Raw genomic sequence first — 18,974 nt, 5'->3', positions numbered from 1 at the left:
ATCTGTATAATCTACAAAGTTACTTTATACCGCAACGTCTGGCGAGGGAACTCTACCTAATTTTTGTTGATGCAACAGCTCTAGCGTTGTTTTACTGGCTGCGGTGACAGATATGGGCAACACTAGAATTATTCCAATAATAGGAATCAACAATACCGCATTAAAAACAATACCGTTACCTATGGCAAACCCTCTATGGCTCTTTACAAAACGAATGCTGTCCTTGTACTTAAAGTGGCGTTCCAGTGTATAATCCATATTTCCAAATCCTGCGTAATACGATTGTACAAGAAATCCAATAATCCAAAAAACAATCCCAAAAACCGGAATCAAACTAAGAAGTAAACATGGAATAGTTATTAGTAATTCAAAACCCAGATTCCTGATATTGATGTGGACCCCACGATAAAGTTGTGAAGCATTAGAAGTAACACGGTGCGTGGCATCCTGCTGCAAATCTGGATACAGGAATTTCTCTATCTTCTCAGAAACCGGCGACATGAATGGAGCGCTCAATGCCATTACAAAGTGCTTGTACACTAACAGTCCTATGATAACAATGAAGATCACACTTAAAACTTCCGCGAAAGCGGTAAACGTTTGTGATCCTGTTTCCCAGATCCAAATGCGTGCTAAAAAACCAGCAAGATTATCGGATAACCCATAAGCCGCAAATCCTATTAATACAGCAAACAAAAAACTGATGCACATAGGAACCAAAAAATATTTCCACAGCCCTAATGTGCTCATCAGTTTAAAACTGGAGCCGTAAGCTTTAAGTGCAGTCAGGATGTTCTTGATCATTATAGACTCAATCAGATTTTCAATTGTGTTGTAAACTTATAAAGACGGCATTATTAATCTTATCACTTTGTATGATCTACATTGGAAAATGAATTTTATCGTATTACCTAAACCGCAATATCTTCATCTCTAACATTCCCATGATCAATGTAGGCCCTACTTATAGCAAGCCCAAAGGTCAATACGCCCAATCTACCAACAAACATCAAAAAGATCACCACAATTTTACCAAACAATGTCAAATCTGCCGTTATTCCCATGGATAATCCTACCGTTCCCAAAGCTGACAATACCTCAAAAGCAATTTTTTCCAGCGGTTGGATTTCAGTAAAAGTCAATAACAGTATCCCAAGAAAACTGATCATGAAGTAAAATATAAAGGTAGAAACGGCAACACTTACCCGCTCATTAGGAATATGTCTGTTTAAAAATGTAACATCCACACTGTTTTTCAACTTACTGCGTAAATAAGCTATGGTTGCTACTAATGTGGTAATCTTCAACCCTCCAGAGGTACCGGATGGCGATGCTCCTATATACATCAACATGATGGTAATCATAACCACGGGAAGCCCATAAGCCCCAAAATCCATAGTATTGAAACCTACAGTTGTCATAGCGCTCATAGGCTGAAAAAAGGCGGCATAAAACCGAGTAGGCATGTCTAAGGCAACCACTTCTGGCTCCGCGAAAAAAGTAATAACCGTTCCTATGATTAATAGTATAGAGAATCCTGATACGATCAGTTTAGAAGTAAAACTCACGCGATGGGCTTTCTGAGTGAGTTTGAGCCATAGATCTGTAAATACAATGAACCCTAAAGAGCCAGCAATAGCGAGAAAAGATATGGTAAAGTTAATCCAGCCATCGCCTACATATTCTGTAAAACCAGAGTTAAACAGACTAAATCCTGCGGTACAGAACGCACTAATGCTGTGGAATAAACTGTTATAAAGCCGTTCCCAAAATCCCCAATCTTGATCTGCAAAACCTATGTAGAAAAATACAGTCCCCAGGGTTTCAAACAGGATCGTATAAATAATAACCGACTTTAAAAATGGTTGAAGCTTGAGTGTATTAGGTATAGAAAATGCTGCTCCTAATATGCGCGTGCGCCATTGAGAAGCTTTCCTACTTGTATTAATTAAAATGTAAGTGGTAAATGTCATGTACCCTATACCGCCTATTTGAAAGAGCAACATAATCACCATCTGACCGAACAACGTGAAATCATCAGCCATGCTTAAGGTCAACAATCCTGTGGTAGAAATGGCTGAGGTAGATGCAAAGAACATATCCACTATGGACAAGTCCGTTTTTCTGGAGAAAGGCATGCATAGTAAAAGCGCACCAATGAGATTATAGATAAAAAATCCTTAACTAGGTTTCTTTGTGGGGTAAGTGTTAATAGAAACCGATTGTACTTTCTAAATACCTTTTTCATTTTAGTATTCCTTCACCGCATCTACAAATGCCTGCGCATTTGCTACGGGAATATTAGGTAGAATACCGTGACCTAGATTTGCTACAAATTTGTCCTTGCCAAATTCATCAATCATCTGCTTTACCATCTTTTTAATCGTCGCTGGTGGCGAGAATAAACGAGAGGGATCAAAGTTACCTTGAAGGGTAATATTACCACCAGAAAGATAGCGTGCATTGCGGGCGCTACAGGTCCAGTCAACCCCTAATGCCGCTGCTCCACTTTTAGCCATATCATTCAAGGCAAACCAGCAGCCTTTACCGAAAACGATAACTTCTGTTACCGGCTTTAAGGAGTCAATAATCTGCTGAATGTATTTCCAGGAAAATTCCTGATAATCCACAGGCGATAACATACCACCCCAAGAGTCAAAAACCTGAACTGCATCTACTCCATGCTTCACTTTTTCATGTAAATAGGCAATAGTTGTATCTGTAATGCGCTGTAATAAATCATGTGCCGCCTCTGGTTGTGTAAAACAGAATTCCTTAGCCTTGTCAAAATTCTTGCTTCCCTGACCTTGAACGCAGTAACATAAAATCGTCCATGGTGATCCTGCAAAACCTATAAGCGGCACTCGATTAGCGAGCGCATCCTTAGTCATATCAATCGCTTCCATCACATAACTCAAGGAATCTGCAACATCTGGAACTACAACTCTATCAAGATCTGCGGCAGTTCTAATGGGATTAGGCAACCATGGTCCGATCCCTGGTTTCATTTCCACATGAATATTCATAGCTTGAGGAATGACTAGAATATCTGAAAAAAGAATCGCCGCATCAGGACCTATTTGATCAATGGGCATCACGGTAATTTCTGTAGCGAGCTCTGGAGTCTGGCAACGGGTAAAAAAGTCATATTTAGCCTTCAATTTCATGAAGTCCGGCAAATAACGTCCAGCCTGGCGCATCATCCACACGGGAGGTCGCTCAACGGTTTCTCCTTTTAAAGCACGTAGGAACAAATCATTTTTTATCATCTCGCAATAGTTTTATGGCGGTTGTCAATACATTTTCAACGGTTTGTTTGTTCGCAATCACCACGTTGGGAAACATTTCCCGCGCTGCTTCTGCGGTCGTTTCGCCTATGCAAACTGCGCACTGTGGTTGATGCTTGTTCGCTTTCGCGAAAGCGTAAACCCCTCGAGGACTGTAAAACAAAACCGCTGCAAAAATACGATCAAAGGCCTTCTCAACGACCTTAGATTCATAAACAATTACCTCATTTAACAGGATTTCATTTTCCTCAAATAACTGCGGAATTTCATCCCGCCGGTGATCACCGCACATATAGGTAAAAGTGTGGTCGGGATTACTTGAAATGATCTTATCGGCCAGAGTTTTAGAATCAGAAGCTACCATTTGAGGCAGAAATCCATTGAAAACCAACTTTTCAGCTGTCGTATCGCCCACGCAGTAAATATTCTTGATGTGATCTTTCCAGTGTACTGCCGCAGGAATGGCATTTTTACTGGTAATAATAACATTCATCAGGTTCTCTGGAACTTCATTAACTAACCGTGTTTTGATCTTAAGAATATCGTAATGAATGAGACCCACACCACTATGCTCCACAAGTTGCTGCTGCGGAAAACTCAGTTTCTTTGTGGATACAAGTGTGCCTACGGTTAATTTCATTAGTATCAAATTTACATATCAAATATCAAATCCCGATTAAAAGCATCATTTAATCGATTTGCAATTGAAATAAGTCGAGTGTTTATGTATTGTTTTCCAATACTTTAATCTCCAGTAAGTTAAAACTGTCGATTTATAAATGAATTTTATTTCCAACTATGGTGTAAGAGATTTCATAAAACATGACATAATAATTGTTTACGAAAGGCTATTGTGATTGATTCTTATCAAACCTCCTGTTCATTAATTTTTGAAAAACTAAAATTGATATTTTGGTATATGGTTTTAAGAATGGAAATATTAAGTTATTCCTGTATTCCTATAGCTTTAAATAAAAGTTTTAATATGTATCGTAATTTTTGTGTAAAAGGTTGATTTATACGATATTTACAATGAAAAGAGTAAAAATATAATGCAGTTACCAGAATTTCTTCTCGACCTAACGGGTGATGGCGATAAGCCATCCTTAAAATATGCTACTGAAATATTCAGCATGTTAGAAGTGGTTAAAATTAAAAAAAAGGAAATCATACTTCATCTAGGTGAAGTGAGTGACAATATTTATTTTGTCAAGTCTGGTATCGTTAAAGGATCTATCATAGATGAATACGGTGATCTTCATACGGTACGTTTTACGGCAGAGAATGATGTCATTACCTCTATGTATAGTTTTATAGATCAGACCCCTTCTAACATACAAATTACATGCATTGAGGCTGGTGAGGTTATGTGCTTCAAGCATCAGGATTTTGTGTATATCAACAAATTATATCCTGGACTTTCTCCTGCTTTTCAGAAAATAATGATGAGACGATACCATCAAATGCTGGATGAAAAATCCCGCATGATTACAAATGACGCAACGACGAGATATTTAAAATTCATGGATCGTTACAAGCATATGGAAGAGCGCCTGCCGCTTAAGGATATAGCTTCCTATCTGGGAATACGGCAGCAATCATTAAGTCGTTTGCGTGGTAAAATGGATCAAGAGGCTTACAATTTGAGCTAGGTTAATGATTCCTTTATCTTTGCCTGCTTAATTTAATAGCATGATTACATCCATGACTGGATATGGCAAGTCTGTAAGCCAGCTTCCACAACGTAAGATTACAGTAGAAATACGGACGTTGAATAGTAAAACCCTAGATCTAAACTTAAGACTGCCATCTGCCTACCGCGAGAAAGAGCTTGAATTACGCCAGATTATAGCCGCACAGCTCTCTAGGGGAAAAGTAGATGTATCCCTTTATATAGAGGAAACAGGAAGCACCTCTGGACAGCAATTAGATATCGCCAAAATTGAGGCCTACATCTCCCAGCTCTGTACAATCGATCAGATCAACGATAATGAAAAAATCAAACTGGTAGAAATTGCCGCTACGTTCCCAGATGTCTTTATCAGCACTCAAACTGAGGTTGATGAAACTGAGTTCACGGCTATTATAGACATTTTTAAAAATTGTTTGCAAGCAGTTAATGAGTTTCGCAATAAGGAAGGTAGTATTCTAAAAAGCGAATTTGAAAAACGTATTTCTAATATTTCTAATTTACTGGATGAAGTGATCAAAGAAGACAAATCTCGATTAGATGAGGTTCGTACCCGTCTTGAGAAAGCTGTTGAAGATCTAAAAGAGAAGGTAGATGAGAATAGGTTTGAACAAGAGCTTATCTATTATCTAGAAAAATACGATATCACAGAGGAAAAAGTAAGACTCAAAAATCATCTTAATTATTTCAAGGAAACCATGGAAACGCCAGATTCTCAAGGCAAGAAACTTGGTTTTATCTCTCAGGAAATAGGTCGGGAAATCAACACCATAGGCAGTAAGGCAAACCATGCTGCCATGCAGCAAATGGTGGTTCAAATGAAGGATGAGTTAGAAAAAATAAAAGAACAAATGCTTAACGTATTATAAATGGAAGTATTACCTAAACTAATCGTTTTTAGCGCGCCATCTGGGGCAGGAAAGACAACGTTAGTACGCCACTTATTAAAACAAAAAGAATTGAATCTTGCTTTTTCAATAAGCGCAGCTTCTAGAGAACCACGAGGCAATGAAAAAGATGGAAAAGATTACTATTTTTTAGGAATTAAGGAGTTTAAGAACCGCATACGTAACGAGGATTTCCTAGAGTTTGAAGAGGTTTATCAAGACCAATTCTACGGAACGCTCAAAACCGAAGTGGAGCGCCTGTGGGCAAAAGGCAAAAACGTAATTTTTGACATTGACGTTGTAGGTGGTTTGAGACTTAAAAAGAAGTTCCCTGAAAGGACGTTGGCTATTTTTATCAAACCACCCTCCATCAATGAATTGCAGATACGTTTGAAAAAAAGAAAGACAGAATCTCATGAGAAAATTGCAATGCGTGTGGCAAAAGCAAGCACTGAGATGGCAACAGCACCGCAATTTGATGTGATTATTAAAAACGATGACCTTACACAGGCAAAGGAGAAAGCCATAAGGGTTGTTCAGGAATTTATTTCAAAATCAGTGCCTAGCGATGAAGAAAAATAGAATTGGCCTATACTTTGGAACCTTCAACCCTGTTCACATAGGCCATCTGGCTATTGCTAACTACCTTATAGAAAATAGCGAGCTTTCTGAAATATGGATGGTTGTTACGCCTCATAATCCGCTAAAAAAAAAGAATTCTTTACTAGAGGATTATCAGCGATTACATATGGTTGAAATTGCTACACAGGAATATTTTAAAATTAAACCTAGTAACATAGAGTTCAATTTACCACAACCTAATTACACCGTGAATACCTTGATTCATCTTCAAGAAAAATATCCTGAAAAGGAATTTTTTCTAATTATGGGAGAGGACAACCTGAAAAGCTTACCTAAATGGAAAAATTACAAGGTGTTGTTGGAGGATTATCGCATCATTGTTTACCCTAGGATTTCTGCAGGGAAGGTGCCTGAAGAATTAATCAATCATCCTTCCATTATTAAAATTGATGCCCCTATTATGGAGATTTCATCCACCATGATTAGAAATGGCATTACCGCTGGACAAGATCTACCCTATTTTTTGCATCATAAAGTTTATCAATATATAGAAGAAATGAGTTTTTATAAATAAAAAACCGCCCGCAACCATTTGATAGGTAAACAGGCGGCTTCCAACCAACCAAATCTTCTGTCTTTTTAATAAAAGACTTAATTTTTCATTTAATATTTTTGAAACCACCCGGAAAAGTTGCAGAACAATTATTAGCCGAAATAGAAATTTTTAGATTGAAATAAGATCAATTTTTTTTGACTAAACCTAGACTCCCTTATTGTGATTCACATCATTGTAAAGATCGAAATAATCATTGCCTAAACAATCACAAACCACGGTTAAATGCTTGTTAATTCACAGCTTTACACTTTCAGCCCGTTTGAATTACGCAGATTGTTTACTGATACATAACTCAAACAATTTTTGAATGAAGATGTTGTTTTCGCTTTCGCGAAAGCGAAATATTTCAAGTAACATACAACTATGATCACCCTGGCAAACGTTAAGAGCCTTAGAGCTAAAAATGGTATCTTTACCTATTATCATTTTTTATGGAAAAAGATCTTAAAATAGCAGTTTTAGGTGGCGGTAGCTGGGCTACTGCTATAGTAAAAATGCTGTGTGAAAATCTCAATGAAGTGGGGTGGTACATGCGCAGTGCTTATGCAATTGAACACATAAAACGCAATGATCATAATCCCAACTATCTGAGCAGTGTAGAATTTGACATTGAAAAACTCAAGTTGTCAAATGATATTAATGAAATCGTTACGTATGCTGATGTCTGCATTTTTGCCATTCCCAGTGCGTTTCTGCATTCAGAGCTTGAGCCGCTAACGGTGACATTTGAGGGAAAGACGGTAGTCACTGCCATTAAAGGTATTGTGCCAGAGGCTGGTCTTATTGTGGGTGAATATTTCAGTAAAAATTACGGGTTAGACCTCAACGACATCGGCGTTATCACAGGCCCTTGTCATGCAGAAGAAGTGGCTTTAGAGCGCTTATCCTATCTCACTGTTGCCTGTGCTGATCAAGAAAAAGCACAACAACTCGCTGCTTATTTTGAGAGTGATTATATCAATTGCAAGATTAGTGATGATATAATAGGAACAGAGTATGCCGCGGTTCTTAAAAATATTTATGCCATTGCTGCTGGTATCGCTCATGGATTAGGTTATGGAGATAACTTTCAAAGTGTATTGATGTCTAATGCGATACGTGAAATGAAGCGCTACATCAAAAAGGTTCACAAGATGAAGCGTAATATTAACGACAGCGCCTATCTGGGCGACTTACTGGTTACTGGATACTCCATCTTTTCTAGGAACCGACTTTTTGGCAATATGCTCGGAAAAGGATATACAGTGCGCAGTGCGCAACTAGAGATGAGCATGGTTGCAGAGGGTTATTATGCCACTAAGAGTGCTTATGAAATCATCCAGAAGCACGAGGTAAAAACACCTATTTTAGATGCAGTTTATGAAATTCTCTACGAGAATAAGAACCCAAAGAAAACATTTAAAAAATTATCGGAAAAGCTGGATTAATAAGCGTTCAAACCTCGAGGAATAAAGCAATGAATAAGTTACACCTAGGAATTACATTTCTTTGTATCGCTCTATTAATAAGCTGTAACAAAGACAAAACGGATAAAAGCACTAAGACTGAAAGTAAGGATTCCATAAAAACGGAATCAGATACACTGACGAAACATTTGAGACCGTTTGATCCTAAGCTACCTACAATTGGACTTTTAATGTATAACGGTGTTCTTCAAAGTGAGGTCATTGCCACTTCTGATGTTTTTGCAAAAGCCAGTGAAAGCGGTGAGCGGCTTTTCAACGTTATTTCAATTGCGCAAACGAAAAACCCGATTACCACGGAAGAAGGAATGCACTTCGTTCCAGATTATACCTTTGAAAACTGTCCAAAATTGACTGCTCTCTTTGTGCCCAGCGCCTATGATATGTATGCGCAGGTTCATAATAAGGAAATTGTAGATTTTATAATAAAGAAAAATAAAGAAACCACTTATACCGTGAGCAATTGCGCTGGAGCTCAACTTATAGGTGAATCTGGTATTGCAGATGGAAAGAAGATTGTTACCTGGATAGGCGGTGGTGAACAGTTACAAAAAGATTATCCCAACTTAAAGGTACAGGATGATGGTGCGGTAACTTTTGTAGAGGATGGAAAATTCAGCTCTTCTAATGGTAATCTAGCTAGTTATATTTCTGCCTTGAATCTGGTAGAAAAAATGACAAATCCAGAACATAGGAAATTTGTGGAAAGCTATTTGTACCTTGAAAGACTTCAAGACTGGAAAGAATAAATATTCTTTTCCATATTAATTTAAAAATCATTAAAAAACAGATTACATGTCAGATATAGCGAAAGCTTTTGGTATTGATGAAGCCCTAAAACAATTGGGCGTTCAAAAAGTAAACAAAGGAACTTCTACGGGAAACGAAAATTTTGGAAACGGAGATGAAATTATTTCTTCCTCTCCAGTGGATGGAGCAGAAATTGCAAGAGTTACCACAACCACTGCCGCAGACTATGAGAAAGTCATTGATGCCGCACAAAAAGCATTTAAAGATTGGAGATTAAAGCCAGCGCCATTACGTGGGGAGATCGTACGCCAGTTTGGTGATGAGCTGCGTCGTTTAAAGGAGCCGCTAGGAAAACTCGTTTCTTACGAAATGGGAAAATCCTACCAAGAAGGTCTGGGTGAAGTTCAGGAGATGATTGACATCTGTGATTTTGCAGTAGGTCTTTCAAGACAGTTGCATGGATTGACCATGCATTCTGAACGTCCTGGCCATAGAATGTACGAGCAATACCATCCTTTAGGAGTTGTTGGAATTATTAGTGCCTTTAATTTTCCCGTTGCCGTTTGGGCGTGGAATACAGCTCTAGCGTGGGTCTCTGGTGACGTTTGTATCTGGAAACCAAGTGAGAAAACTCCCTTGACTGGAGTTGCTTGTCAAAATATCATTGCCAAAGTCCTCAAAAACAACAATCTCCCAGAGGGAATTTCTTGTTTAATAAACGGTGATTATAAAGTAGGCGAGATGATGACAACGGACAAACGTGTTCCTTTAATCAGCGCTACAGGTTCCACAAGAATGGGGAAAATCGTTGCGAGTAAAGTAGGGGAACGTTTAGGTAAATCATTGTTGGAATTAGGTGGTAACAATGCCATCATTGTAACTCCGGATGCTGATATTAAAATGACGGTCATAGGCGCTGTGTTTGGTGCTGTGGGAACCGCTGGACAACGTTGTACATCAACCAGACGCTTAATCATTCATGAATCCATGTATGATAAAGTAAAAACAGCCGTTGTAGATGCCTACAAACAATTGAAAATAGGTAACCCGCTGGATGAGAACAATCATGTAGGGCCAGTTATCGATAAAGATGCCGTTAAGGGATATCAAAACGCTCTCGAACAAGTCGTGAAGGAAGGTGGTAAGATCATCGTGGAAGGCGGCGTTTTAGAAGGTAAAGGTTTTGAAAGTGGTTGCTATGTTAAACCAGCGATTGCAGAAGCTAGCAACGATATGAAAATCGTCCAGCATGAAACATTTGCACCCGTATTATATCTATTGAAATATAGCGGTAATGTTGAGAATGCGATAGAATTGCAAAATGGTGTGAATCAGGGATTGTCCAGTGCGATCATGACAAATAACTTGAGAGAAGCAGAACACTTTTTGAGCGTTGCTGGATCTGACTGCGGTATTTCTAATGTCAATATAGGAACAAGCGGTGCAGAGATAGGCGGCGCCTTTGGTGGAGAGAAAGATACTGGCGGTGGACGTGAGTCTGGTAGTGATGCCTGGAAGGTATATATGAGAAGACAAACGAACACTATCAATTACACAACAGAATTACCTCTTTCACAAGGTATTAAATTTGAGTTGTAAAAATTTATAGTTATTGATTTGCTGAGGCTAATCAATATTACATTCTGTTCATTATCAAACCCTGAATCTATTTCAGGGTTTTTTTATAATTTAATTTGAATCATTCGGTAAATCTCAATCAAGGTGTAACGCGTTCTCATTTGGCTTCCCTGATTTTTTATACACTCACTTTTGTAAATATTCCGCTTTCGCGAAAGCGAACTTTCCCTACTTCTTATGAATTCATATTTACGAGAAAAACGATAGCTCCCACAACGATCAAGCAGGCTAAGATCGCCAGGAATATCTTCCAAAACGAATAAGGACGATAGCCATATATCGCACCGGTCTGGCCGTTGACATAAAAGCTATAGCGTTTGTTATTGAAATTATAGGAGCTTATATAAAGAGGTAGCAAGACATGTTTGAAGGTCTCGTCTGCAAGTTTCATATCCATATCGTCGATGCGCTGTTCGTCCCCACCTATGTCCTGACGTATCCAGTTTTTGGCAATATCTTCTGCTTTTTCGGTGGCATTTAAATGCCCGTCCCTCAATGGTATCGTGTACTTTTCTGTAACATAACCGGCGAGATAGCTGGTATCAAAAGTTTTGAGATCTTCCAACTTCCAACGCACCACGGCACCGGGAAGCTTTATGGACTGATTCATTGTCGCTTGAACTAAGGTATCATCTACAAAACCGGAGATGTTACCAGAGGCAGAGGACCACCTGGTGCGTCTTTCTTGAGTGGTGCGCTTATTCTTTCCTGAACCTCGAGTTACGGTTACATAATAATAATCACCTCGCTCACCAGAATAGCTAGAGGAAAGCTGTGCATCAAAGGTCCAGAAAGGCACATAAAGGCCTTTTGTATAATCTGGGCTCAAACTGGCGCGTTGCAAATTATTAGGCGCCCACCACAATCCGTCCACCCACTTTTTAAAAATCTGGTGCGCTTTATCTACCTTAAATGAAAAGGGCACTACTGCTCCTGGTAGGATCCAATTCTCCGTAACTTGATCTTCAATGATTAGCGGTGCCGTACAATACACGCAATGAAGTGATTTGTAATTATCCTCTACATGCTGGGTCGCGCCACAATTGGAACAATGTAACATCGTCATCTCCATAGAGTGGGATTGCGCTCCCATAGCATCCAAATAGGTGCGCAATTCGAGCTCCTTAAAAGGTTGGATCTCTTGATCAATATTTTCTACATACCCACAATAATCACAGGTAATCGTATCCGTTCCCGGCTCATAGGTCAACTCTGCGCCGCAATTGACACAGGATTTTTTTCTTTCGGAATTTGTTGTTTTTGAACTCACAAGGTCAGGGTTGGTTCATACGATTGCCAATTGTTGATTTGTGTTTTACTTCGTAAAACTTGATTTCCTATGACATATTCTGTTTTGGTTGCGGCAATCTATTTGCCGATTGTCAATATTCAAAATTACGATGTGGATTAAGTTATCAATATTCAGTTTAAAAATCGGCAACACGAGATTTGAGTTCCTACTTGAGCGGTGCAGAAGGAGCAAATCGAGAATAGGCAATTTTCGCTAGCGAAATGTATTTACACAAATGTTCTCGACTGCACTCGAACTGACATCGGAATTGGATTTTTTTTGAGATTTGAGATTTATGGCAGAGGCGGTGGCGTATTCCCTCCTAAGAACGTCTTCAACTCTTCTACTTCATTCAATGGTTTCCAGGCTTCCATACCACTTTTCCATATTAGAGTATCACGATTCACGGTTCTTCCTGCAAATAATGCGCGTAATTGATCAAAGGGTACTGGTCCTGTTTGTACGCCATTTGCAGCATAGAAATACTGAACTGCTTGTGGCATAGGTGGCGGCATGGCTGCGGCTTGATTTTGAGGTGCAACTTGTTGGCCGCCCATTTGTGGTGACATCATGCCACCCATTTGCTGTGCTAGCACAAATCCCATTCCCATCCCCATTCCTGCACCTGCCGTTCCGCCTTCATTTAGGGCTGCTGCTTCAATCGCTTTAGCAGTTTTGAATTTGGTTAGCTTATCCAGGTCAATTTTATCGATGCGGCTGTATTCAAAGATCTCTTTCTTGAGATCTTCTGGCATGGAAACATTCTCGATGTAGAATTTCTCTAAGGAGATTCCAACGCTCAAAAACTCTGGTTTCATAACCTCGCGACAGGTATCAGAAAGCTCTGATGTGTTTGCTGCATAAAGTTCAATAGGGAGGTTTGCCTCGCCTACCGTGTCTGTAAACCTGGTAGCAATGAGACTTTTTAAATGTTCATTAATTTCAAAATTGGTAAAGTTATTGTCAGTCCCAACGATGTCCACAATGAATTTACCGGCATCAGCAATTTTGAAAGCATAGGTCCCGAAGGCTCTAATCTCCACAAGCCCAAAGCGCTCATCGCTAAGTGTAATGGGGTTTTTAGTTCCCCATTTCTCATCTGTAAACAAATGTGTGTTGACGAAATAGACCTCAGCTTTGAAAGGCGAGTTGAAACCGTATTTCCATCCTTTAATCGTGGAAAGAATGGGCATATTTTCTGTGGTAAGCTCATAAGTTCCAGGTTTGAAAACGTCAGCAAGCTTGCCTTCATTTACAAAAACGGCGGTTTGCCCCTCGCGCACGATCAGTTTTGCTCCGTTTTTAATCTCATTCTGATACCGTTCAAAACGATGAGCAATAGTATCGTCCGTATAATCTAGCCATTCGATAATATCGATGAATTCGTGGCTGAGTTTTTCTTTTATTTTATCAAATATTCCCATGGGTTAGGTTTTAGGTTGGCTGGTTTACATTCAAGGTTTGAAGTTAGTAAAAATGTGTAATACTGTGGACCGTCAATTTCGTCTGCATCAGTTATTCTATGAAAACTAAAATTTGAGAAATATTGATCGTTTCGTCTTATGAAAGATCAATTCCTACCTTTTTCATCTGGATATAAACCTGGTAGTGGATCGCTTTGCCAGAATTCTTTTGTTTCTACACACAATGCCGTCAATGGCCCAGTAAAAGCTGCTCCCGTATCTACATTCCAGATGTTAGCTGCATTTAAAGGTTCCATTGAATCCAGTCGCGTTGTAGGTGTGTGACCTATAAATATTTCTTTGTAAAGCTTTAATCTGTTTGGAAATCTGGGATGATCTACATCGAGATTTGGATCTATACACAATGCCATTTCCCAAAGAGATCGATCCCAGTAGGGCAGGTTTTTATAATATTCATAATGCGGACCGTTTAGGTTGTGAAATCCCGCGTGGAAATAGCCGTTATTTCTGTCTTCGTGAAAATTAATCAACCCATCTGTGAGAAATGCAACGTGTATTGCAATTTCAGCATCTGTTCTATCTGCATAGCTCTTTACAGTACTGGAGCCGCCGTGGTACAACCATTGTTCATTTTCTTCTCCTTTGACTAGAAAATCAAGTACCAACTCATCATGATTGCCACGTAGAAAAATAGGAGCTGTATGATTGTCGAGCTTCCGCTTTCGCGAAAGCGATATTAAGGTCTCAATAACCTCATAGCTTTCTGACCATCCATCCACATAGTCCCCCATAAAGATGAGCTGGTCATCTGGCTGCAAATCGAGTCGCTCCAGTAATTGTTTCAATGCGCGATAACCGCCATGAATGTCTCCTATAACAAGTGTTCTCAAGAATTATATTTTACCTTCCTCAAGATACGCAAGGACTCTTTATAAGCCTTATAGGTTTCAGAATATTTTTTCAAATGACGGTATTGTGCCTTCATTTTTTCCATAGGCTCCCCCACATTATTGAATTGACAAATGAGCATCGTCTCTGGCATGTTGCGCAAGTCAATAAGCTCTCTTGCTGTTAAATCAGAGCCTAAGGCTATTTTTGCCAACAAGGATAAATTTGCATTGTATATGTGGTGCAAAGTTTTTCTATCGTAATATGGCGGATTAAATAAAATCTTATTTTCTAACTTATAAGTGCCATTTGGAAAAAACCGGAAGGTTTGTCGTTCTAACGGGTAATAAGTCTGACGGTCTCCCAGGCCTAATTCCACAAACTCCAGAATACTAAAACTATGCTCGTCATAGCTTATCTGAACCTCGTCAAGGGTGCTGTAAAACAACCTAACGTGCTCGTTAACCATCTCAATATCCACCCGGTAATAATATTCCTGGTCGTTTTTGAGCCTTACTTTTCCTGACCAGCAAATCACAAATTGCTCCTTGAAAACTTTATAAAAAGCTTCTAAGCCATTTTCTCGCCGGTTCATAAAATCTTGCACTCTATCGAGGGTCAACTCAATGTTATTGCTGGCATTCTTCTCAATTTCTGCAACAATGGCAGAGTTTACATCTTCTACCCTGATGCCAAAATCCTTAGGCATTGAAATGCTTCCATCCCTAAAAAAAACGGCTCCACCATAATACTTCCAGATATTTTTACGCAATGCTGTAATGCCGTTTTGAGCTCGTATGGTTACTAACCCCACTACTTTATCTGCCGGTAAATGTGGGAATGGTACATTTTCATATTGTACCAATGGTGGGTTTTCTAAGTATGCATTGATCAAATTTTGAAGTTTTGAATCATCAAAAAAATCCACTCCTATAATTTCATTCTTGCGGTCATCCACACCTACCACTATAAAGCTATCATTCGCGGGATTTGAGTTTGAAAGCGCGCAAATATGTTTCAAAAACTTTGCTTTGCCTTCCTTATGGGACAGATCTACCCGCAATTTCTTATCATAAAAACTATTCTCATCGTTGTGAGCAAGCAGGTTTTTAACGAGAAGACGCTTGTTAATCATGGACTTAAATATAGTTCATGACATTGATTTAAATATGGCTTTGTGATGAAAACGCTTTCGCGAAAGCGAACACGGAAAAACTTTTAGCGCCATTATTGAGCTGCGAAAGCCTCATTCCAATAAAAAGTTGATCGGTAGAAAGTGTCTGGTTTGTATTCAACTCTACGATATTCCTATCTTTGAACCCATGCAAATTCCTGAAGGTAAAAAAATATATTTTTCCAGTGATAATCATTTGGGCGCTCCTACCCCAAAATTAAGCAAACCGCGGGAACGCAAGTTTTTGCAATGGCTGGATATGGTAAAGGAAGACGCAGCTGCGATTTTTTTATTAGGTGATTTGTTCGATTTCTGGTTTGAGTATAAAACCGTTGTTCCCAAAGGTCAAGTGCGCGTGCTGGGGAAACTCGCCGAAATACGTGATAGCGGTATTCCCATTTATTTTTTTGTAGGCAATCATGATTTGTGGATGTTCGGTTACTTTGAGGATGAGCTAGGTATTCCCGTTTATCATGAGCCCAAAGAATTTGAATTCAATGGTAAAAGATTCCTGATAGGTCATGGTGATGGCAAGGGGCCTGGCGACAAAGGCTACAAACGGATGAAGAAGGTATTTACAAATCCCTTTTTTCAATGGTGTTTTAAATGGATCCATCCTGATCTGGGAGTGCGACTTGCGAGACACTTATCAGTCAAGAATAAAATAATTTCAGGTGATGAGGATGCGGTGTTTTTAGGGGAGGAAAGAGAGTGGCTCGCTCAGTATTCCAAACGTAAATTAGATTCTAGGCATTATGACTATTTCATTTTTGGTCACCGTCATCTACCTATGAAAATTAACCTCAACGATTTATCGACATACTACAACCTGGGAGATTGGATAAACCACTACACTTATGGAGTTTATGACGGGAAAAGCTTTGATTTAATAAAATATGAAGCAAAATAAAATCGATTAAAAGCTATTTTAAGATGATTATCAATGGTTTTAATCGGATGTTAGTGTCTTTTATCTATTTTTAGAAAGCTTGATATTAATTCAACTAGATACTGTTTAAAACTATCTATTTTCATTTTTCCAATTCCCCTCATGGACAACTCTCCCCCTAATCCTTCATTACTACAAGCTCCCATAGCTATAGCTTACCTTGATAAGGATTTAAATTATATCATCCATTCTAAAAAATGGTGCGATGATCATAAATTAAATCTTGATAATATCGTAGGAATGAACCATTACGATCTGTTCCCGAATACTAGTAAAAACTGGCGTGAAGTACATTTGCGTGTCTTATCTGGTTGTTACGAATCAAATGCCGCTGAAAAATTTATCAGGAAAGATGGAAGCGAATTGTGGCTTAGATGGAGTGTTAATCCCACTTATGATAAAAGCCAGATCGTTAATGGAATGGTGATGACATCAGAAAACATTACCGAATCCATGAATGCTAGGTTGAAGATAGACAGGGAGCATCAACTTCTTTTAGATGCATCAGACAAAGCAAAAATAGGATCTTGGGAGATTAGTTATTTGACGGGAGAGTTATACTGGTCAGATGTCACTAAAAAAATCCATGAGCTAGATTTAGACTATGTACCAGATGTAATGTCTGCACTAAATTTTTACAAGCCCGGTATTAATCAGGAAATTATCACGCAAATGTTTACCACATCCCGTCTTACTGGCGAGCAGTTTGACGTCGACCTTCAAATCATTACCGCAAAAGGAAATGAAAGATGGGTGCGCAGTGTGATGAAGGCAGAAATGTTCAAAGGTAATTGCATACGACAGTTTGGAACTTTTGAAGATATTACAGATAAGGTCACCTCTGATATAAGATTTAAACATGCGTCAAAAAAATTCCATGATGTTTTTGAAGCCTCAGGAGTTGGCATGTTAGTGATTGATCCCATAGATTTAAAAATTACTCAAGCAAATCCATCTATTTGCGAATTACTTAATTTTGACCAAGAACATATAAAAACAGCCTCACTGGGCGAGTTTATTTCTAAAACTGAATTTCCCGTTCTTTTCAATTCTGTTACGGACCTACTCAATAAGAAAATTGATCACTTAACCATTGATATAAACCTTAAAAAATCTACAGGTAGATTTGTTATATGTTCCATAGTAGGGACTTTAATAGAAGATGAAAACGGCGATCCAGTTGATCTCGTCATTCAGATTGTGGATATTTCTGAAATCAAAAAGAAAGAACAGGAGCTTAAAACGTTTACCTCCTATGTGGAACGACAAAACCAACGCCTACTTAATTTTGCACACATAGTATCTCATAATTTGAGATCTCACTCCAGTAATTTTGAGGTTTTGTTGCAGTTATATCAACAAGAAACTAAAGAAGCAGATAAGAATAGCATCATTCATCTATTGAATTCATCCAGCACACAACTATCAGAAACTATTGACCATTTAAACCAAGTTGTCGCCTTAAATACTGATAAAATTGAGCTTAGTACTATTTATCTTAAAGAAAACATTTTTAAAGTAATGGAGAACATTTCTACGAACATTAAAACAAATAATGTGAATGTGGATGTGGATGTGGATGATGATTTTACCATAGATGCATCGCCCGCATACTTAGAAAGTATTTTACTCAACCTTTTGACAAATAGTATCAAGTACCGCAAAAAAAACGTGCAAACGAGAATTGTTATCAAGGCATTCAAATATAATGGCAAGTGTCGTATTATCTTTCAGGACAATGGGAAAGGCATTGATATGAAGCTTAATGGACATAAAGTATTTGGGATGTATAAAACATTCCATGGCAATGCAGATGCTCGCGGCTTAGGACTTTACATGACTAAAAATCAAGTAGAAGCTATGGGCGGTAGCATAAGAGTACAGAGCCAGATAGATGTAGGAACCACCTTTAAAATAACATTGTAATATGATGGCCAAAACACACGCCTGGATCATCGATGACGATGCGATTTATACTTTCACAATAAAGAGGTTGTTAGAAAAAAACGATCTCGCTCATAAAATTGATGTGTTTAATAATGGAAGGGATGCTTTAGAAAAACTGCAATTGATCAACTGTGTTAAAGATTATCCAGACATTATATTGTTAGACATAAATATGCCTGTTTTAGATGGATGGCAGTTTCTAGATGAATTTGTTCATGTAGCAGATAGAACATCAATTACTCTTTATATGGTAAGTTCATCCATCGATCCCAGAGACAAAGAAAAGTCTAAACTTTATAAGGATATCAATGATTTCATCATAAAACCTGTTTCAGTAAAGAGCTTACAAAATATCATGATGGTGAATAGCTCTGAAAACACCGATTAG

The 18,974-nt window shown here is 38.5% G+C and carries 18 protein-coding genes; 10 read left to right on the top strand and 8 right to left on the bottom strand.

Annotation, left to right across the window (positions count from 1 at the left end; translation table 11 throughout):
• Window positions 1-24: 24 nt before the first annotated feature.
• The 4 genes from IQ282_RS10210 to IQ282_RS10195 all read right to left on the bottom strand — a co-directional run bounded on the left by IQ282_RS10210 (window position 25) and on the right by IQ282_RS10195 (window position 3,927).
• Window positions 25-804, bottom strand: a complete 780-nt coding sequence (locus IQ282_RS10210; protein ID WP_194851760.1) for an EI24 domain-containing protein — start codon at window positions 802-804, stop codon at window positions 25-27.
• A gap of 107 nt (window positions 805-911) precedes the next feature.
• Window positions 912-2,138: a TrkH family potassium uptake protein gene (locus IQ282_RS10205; RefSeq protein ID WP_317174196.1), complete on the bottom strand. Its 1,227-nt coding sequence runs from the start codon at window positions 2,136-2,138 to the stop codon at window positions 912-914.
• A 111-nt stretch (window positions 2,139-2,249) separates the two neighbouring features.
• Window positions 2,250-3,269 carry a uroporphyrinogen decarboxylase gene (gene hemE, locus IQ282_RS10200; RefSeq protein WP_194851759.1) on the bottom strand — a complete coding sequence of 340 codons (1,020 nt, stop codon included), beginning with the start codon at window positions 3,267-3,269 and terminating at the stop codon, window positions 2,250-2,252.
• Window positions 3,256-3,927: a uroporphyrinogen-III synthase gene (locus IQ282_RS10195; RefSeq protein ID WP_194851758.1), complete on the bottom strand. Its 672-nt coding sequence runs from the start codon at window positions 3,925-3,927 to the stop codon at window positions 3,256-3,258. Before IQ282_RS10195 ends, hemE begins: the two co-directional genes overlap by 14 nt.
• Window positions 3,928-4,339: 412 nt before the next feature.
• Here IQ282_RS10195 and IQ282_RS10190 point away from each other — a divergent pair, with 412 nt between their 5' ends.
• From IQ282_RS10190 to amaB, 7 genes are all read left to right on the top strand, one after another.
• Window positions 4,340-4,939 carry a Crp/Fnr family transcriptional regulator gene (locus IQ282_RS10190; protein WP_194851757.1) on the top strand — a complete coding sequence of 200 codons (600 nt, stop codon included), beginning with the start codon at window positions 4,340-4,342 and terminating at the stop codon, window positions 4,937-4,939.
• Window positions 4,940-4,979: 40 nt separating this feature from the next.
• Window positions 4,980-5,846, top strand: a complete 867-nt coding sequence (locus IQ282_RS10185; RefSeq protein ID WP_194851756.1) for a YicC/YloC family endoribonuclease — start codon at window positions 4,980-4,982, stop codon at window positions 5,844-5,846.
• Window positions 5,847-6,446: a guanylate kinase gene (gene gmk, locus IQ282_RS10180; RefSeq protein ID WP_194851755.1), complete on the top strand. Its 600-nt coding sequence runs from the start codon at window positions 5,847-5,849 to the stop codon at window positions 6,444-6,446.
• Window positions 6,433-7,020, top strand: a complete 588-nt coding sequence (gene nadD, locus IQ282_RS10175; RefSeq protein ID WP_194851754.1) for a nicotinate (nicotinamide) nucleotide adenylyltransferase — start codon at window positions 6,433-6,435, stop codon at window positions 7,018-7,020. The genes gmk and nadD overlap by 14 nt, the downstream gene beginning before the upstream one ends.
• Before the next feature lie 473 nt (window positions 7,021-7,493).
• Window positions 7,494-8,489, top strand: a complete 996-nt coding sequence (locus IQ282_RS10170; RefSeq protein ID WP_194851753.1) for an NAD(P)H-dependent glycerol-3-phosphate dehydrogenase — start codon at window positions 7,494-7,496, stop codon at window positions 8,487-8,489.
• A 29-nt stretch (window positions 8,490-8,518) separates the two neighbouring features.
• Window positions 8,519-9,274 (top strand): DJ-1/PfpI family protein, encoded by a 756-nt coding sequence (locus IQ282_RS10165; protein ID WP_194851752.1) that lies wholly within the window; start codon window positions 8,519-8,521, stop codon window positions 9,272-9,274.
• Between the two features lie 46 nt (window positions 9,275-9,320).
• Complete coding sequence (gene amaB, locus IQ282_RS10160) at window positions 9,321-10,874, top strand: L-piperidine-6-carboxylate dehydrogenase (RefSeq protein WP_194851751.1); 1,554 nt, start codon at window positions 9,321-9,323, stop codon at window positions 10,872-10,874.
• A gap of 214 nt (window positions 10,875-11,088) precedes the next feature.
• Here the strand turns inward: amaB and IQ282_RS10155 are convergent, their stop codons facing one another.
• From IQ282_RS10155 to IQ282_RS10140, 4 genes are all read right to left on the bottom strand, one after another.
• Window positions 11,089-12,183, bottom strand: a complete 1,095-nt coding sequence (locus IQ282_RS10155) for a DNA helicase PriA (protein WP_194851750.1) — start codon at window positions 12,181-12,183, stop codon at window positions 11,089-11,091.
• Between the two features lie 314 nt (window positions 12,184-12,497).
• Entirely contained in the window at window positions 12,498-13,628 is a 1,131-nt protein-coding gene (locus IQ282_RS10150) for an SPFH domain-containing protein (protein WP_194851749.1), read from the bottom strand.
• Between the two features lie 146 nt (window positions 13,629-13,774).
• On the bottom strand, window positions 13,775-14,518 hold the full coding sequence (locus IQ282_RS10145) for a metallophosphoesterase (RefSeq protein ID WP_194851748.1): 744 nt from the start codon (window positions 14,516-14,518) through the stop codon (window positions 13,775-13,777).
• Complete coding sequence (locus IQ282_RS10140) at window positions 14,515-15,651, bottom strand: ATP-binding protein (protein WP_194851747.1); 1,137 nt, start codon at window positions 15,649-15,651, stop codon at window positions 14,515-14,517. The genes IQ282_RS10145 and IQ282_RS10140 overlap by 4 nt, the downstream gene beginning before the upstream one ends.
• 187 nt (window positions 15,652-15,838) lie before the next feature.
• Here IQ282_RS10140 and IQ282_RS10135 point away from each other — a divergent pair, with 187 nt between their 5' ends.
• From IQ282_RS10135 to IQ282_RS10125, 3 genes are all read left to right on the top strand, one after another.
• Entirely contained in the window at window positions 15,839-16,600 is a 762-nt protein-coding gene (locus IQ282_RS10135) for a UDP-2,3-diacylglucosamine diphosphatase (RefSeq protein WP_194851746.1), read from the top strand.
• Window positions 16,601-16,741: 141 nt separating this feature from the next.
• Window positions 16,742-18,565, top strand: coding sequence for a PAS domain-containing sensor histidine kinase (locus IQ282_RS10130; protein ID WP_194851745.1), 1,824 nt, complete (start codon window positions 16,742-16,744; stop codon window positions 18,563-18,565).
• Window position 18,566: 1 nt separating this feature from the next.
• The gene (locus IQ282_RS10125; protein ID WP_194851744.1) at window positions 18,567-18,974 is read left to right on the top strand and encodes a response regulator; all 408 of its coding nucleotides are present in this window, start codon (window positions 18,567-18,569) and stop codon (window positions 18,972-18,974) included.

The sequence above is a fragment of the Nonlabens antarcticus genome (assembly GCF_015356755.1).
Lineage (GTDB): Bacteria > Bacteroidota > Bacteroidia > Flavobacteriales > Flavobacteriaceae > Nonlabens > Nonlabens antarcticus.
The sequence above is the reverse complement of the archived record's forward strand: the minus strand, read 5'-3'. Positions and strand labels throughout refer to the sequence as shown.

Bases quoted from the DNA above. Each gene is read 5' to 3' on its own strand.
- IQ282_RS10210 (WP_194851760.1), bottom strand. From the start codon at position 804: ATGATCAAGAACATCCTGACTGCACTTAAAGCTTACGGCTCCAGTTTT.
- IQ282_RS10205 (WP_317174196.1), bottom strand. From the start codon at position 2,138: ATGCCTTTCTCCAGAAAAACGGACTTGTCCATAGTGGATATGTTCTTT.
- hemE (WP_194851759.1), bottom strand. From the start codon at position 3,269: ATGATAAAAAATGATTTGTTCCTACGTGCTTTAAAAGGAGAAACCGTT.
- IQ282_RS10195 (WP_194851758.1), bottom strand. From the start codon at position 3,927: ATGAAATTAACCGTAGGCACACTTGTATCCACAAAGAAACTGAGTTTT.
- IQ282_RS10190 (WP_194851757.1), top strand. From the start codon at position 4,340: ATGCAGTTACCAGAATTTCTTCTCGACCTAACGGGTGATGGCGATAAG.
- IQ282_RS10185 (WP_194851756.1), top strand. From the start codon at position 4,980: ATGATTACATCCATGACTGGATATGGCAAGTCTGTAAGCCAGCTTCCA.
- gmk (WP_194851755.1), top strand. From the start codon at position 5,847: ATGGAAGTATTACCTAAACTAATCGTTTTTAGCGCGCCATCTGGGGCA.
- nadD (WP_194851754.1), top strand. From the start codon at position 6,433: ATGAAGAAAAATAGAATTGGCCTATACTTTGGAACCTTCAACCCTGTT.
- IQ282_RS10170 (WP_194851753.1), top strand. From the start codon at position 7,494: ATGGAAAAAGATCTTAAAATAGCAGTTTTAGGTGGCGGTAGCTGGGCT.
- IQ282_RS10165 (WP_194851752.1), top strand. From the start codon at position 8,519: ATGAATAAGTTACACCTAGGAATTACATTTCTTTGTATCGCTCTATTA.
- amaB (WP_194851751.1), top strand. From the start codon at position 9,321: ATGTCAGATATAGCGAAAGCTTTTGGTATTGATGAAGCCCTAAAACAA.
- IQ282_RS10150 (WP_194851749.1), bottom strand. From the start codon at position 13,628: ATGGGAATATTTGATAAAATAAAAGAAAAACTCAGCCACGAATTCATC.
- IQ282_RS10140 (WP_194851747.1), bottom strand. From the start codon at position 15,651: ATGATTAACAAGCGTCTTCTCGTTAAAAACCTGCTTGCTCACAACGAT.
- IQ282_RS10135 (WP_194851746.1), top strand. From the start codon at position 15,839: ATGCAAATTCCTGAAGGTAAAAAAATATATTTTTCCAGTGATAATCAT.
- IQ282_RS10130 (WP_194851745.1), top strand. From the start codon at position 16,742: ATGGACAACTCTCCCCCTAATCCTTCATTACTACAAGCTCCCATAGCT.
- IQ282_RS10125 (WP_194851744.1), top strand. From the start codon at position 18,567: ATGATGGCCAAAACACACGCCTGGATCATCGATGACGATGCGATTTAT.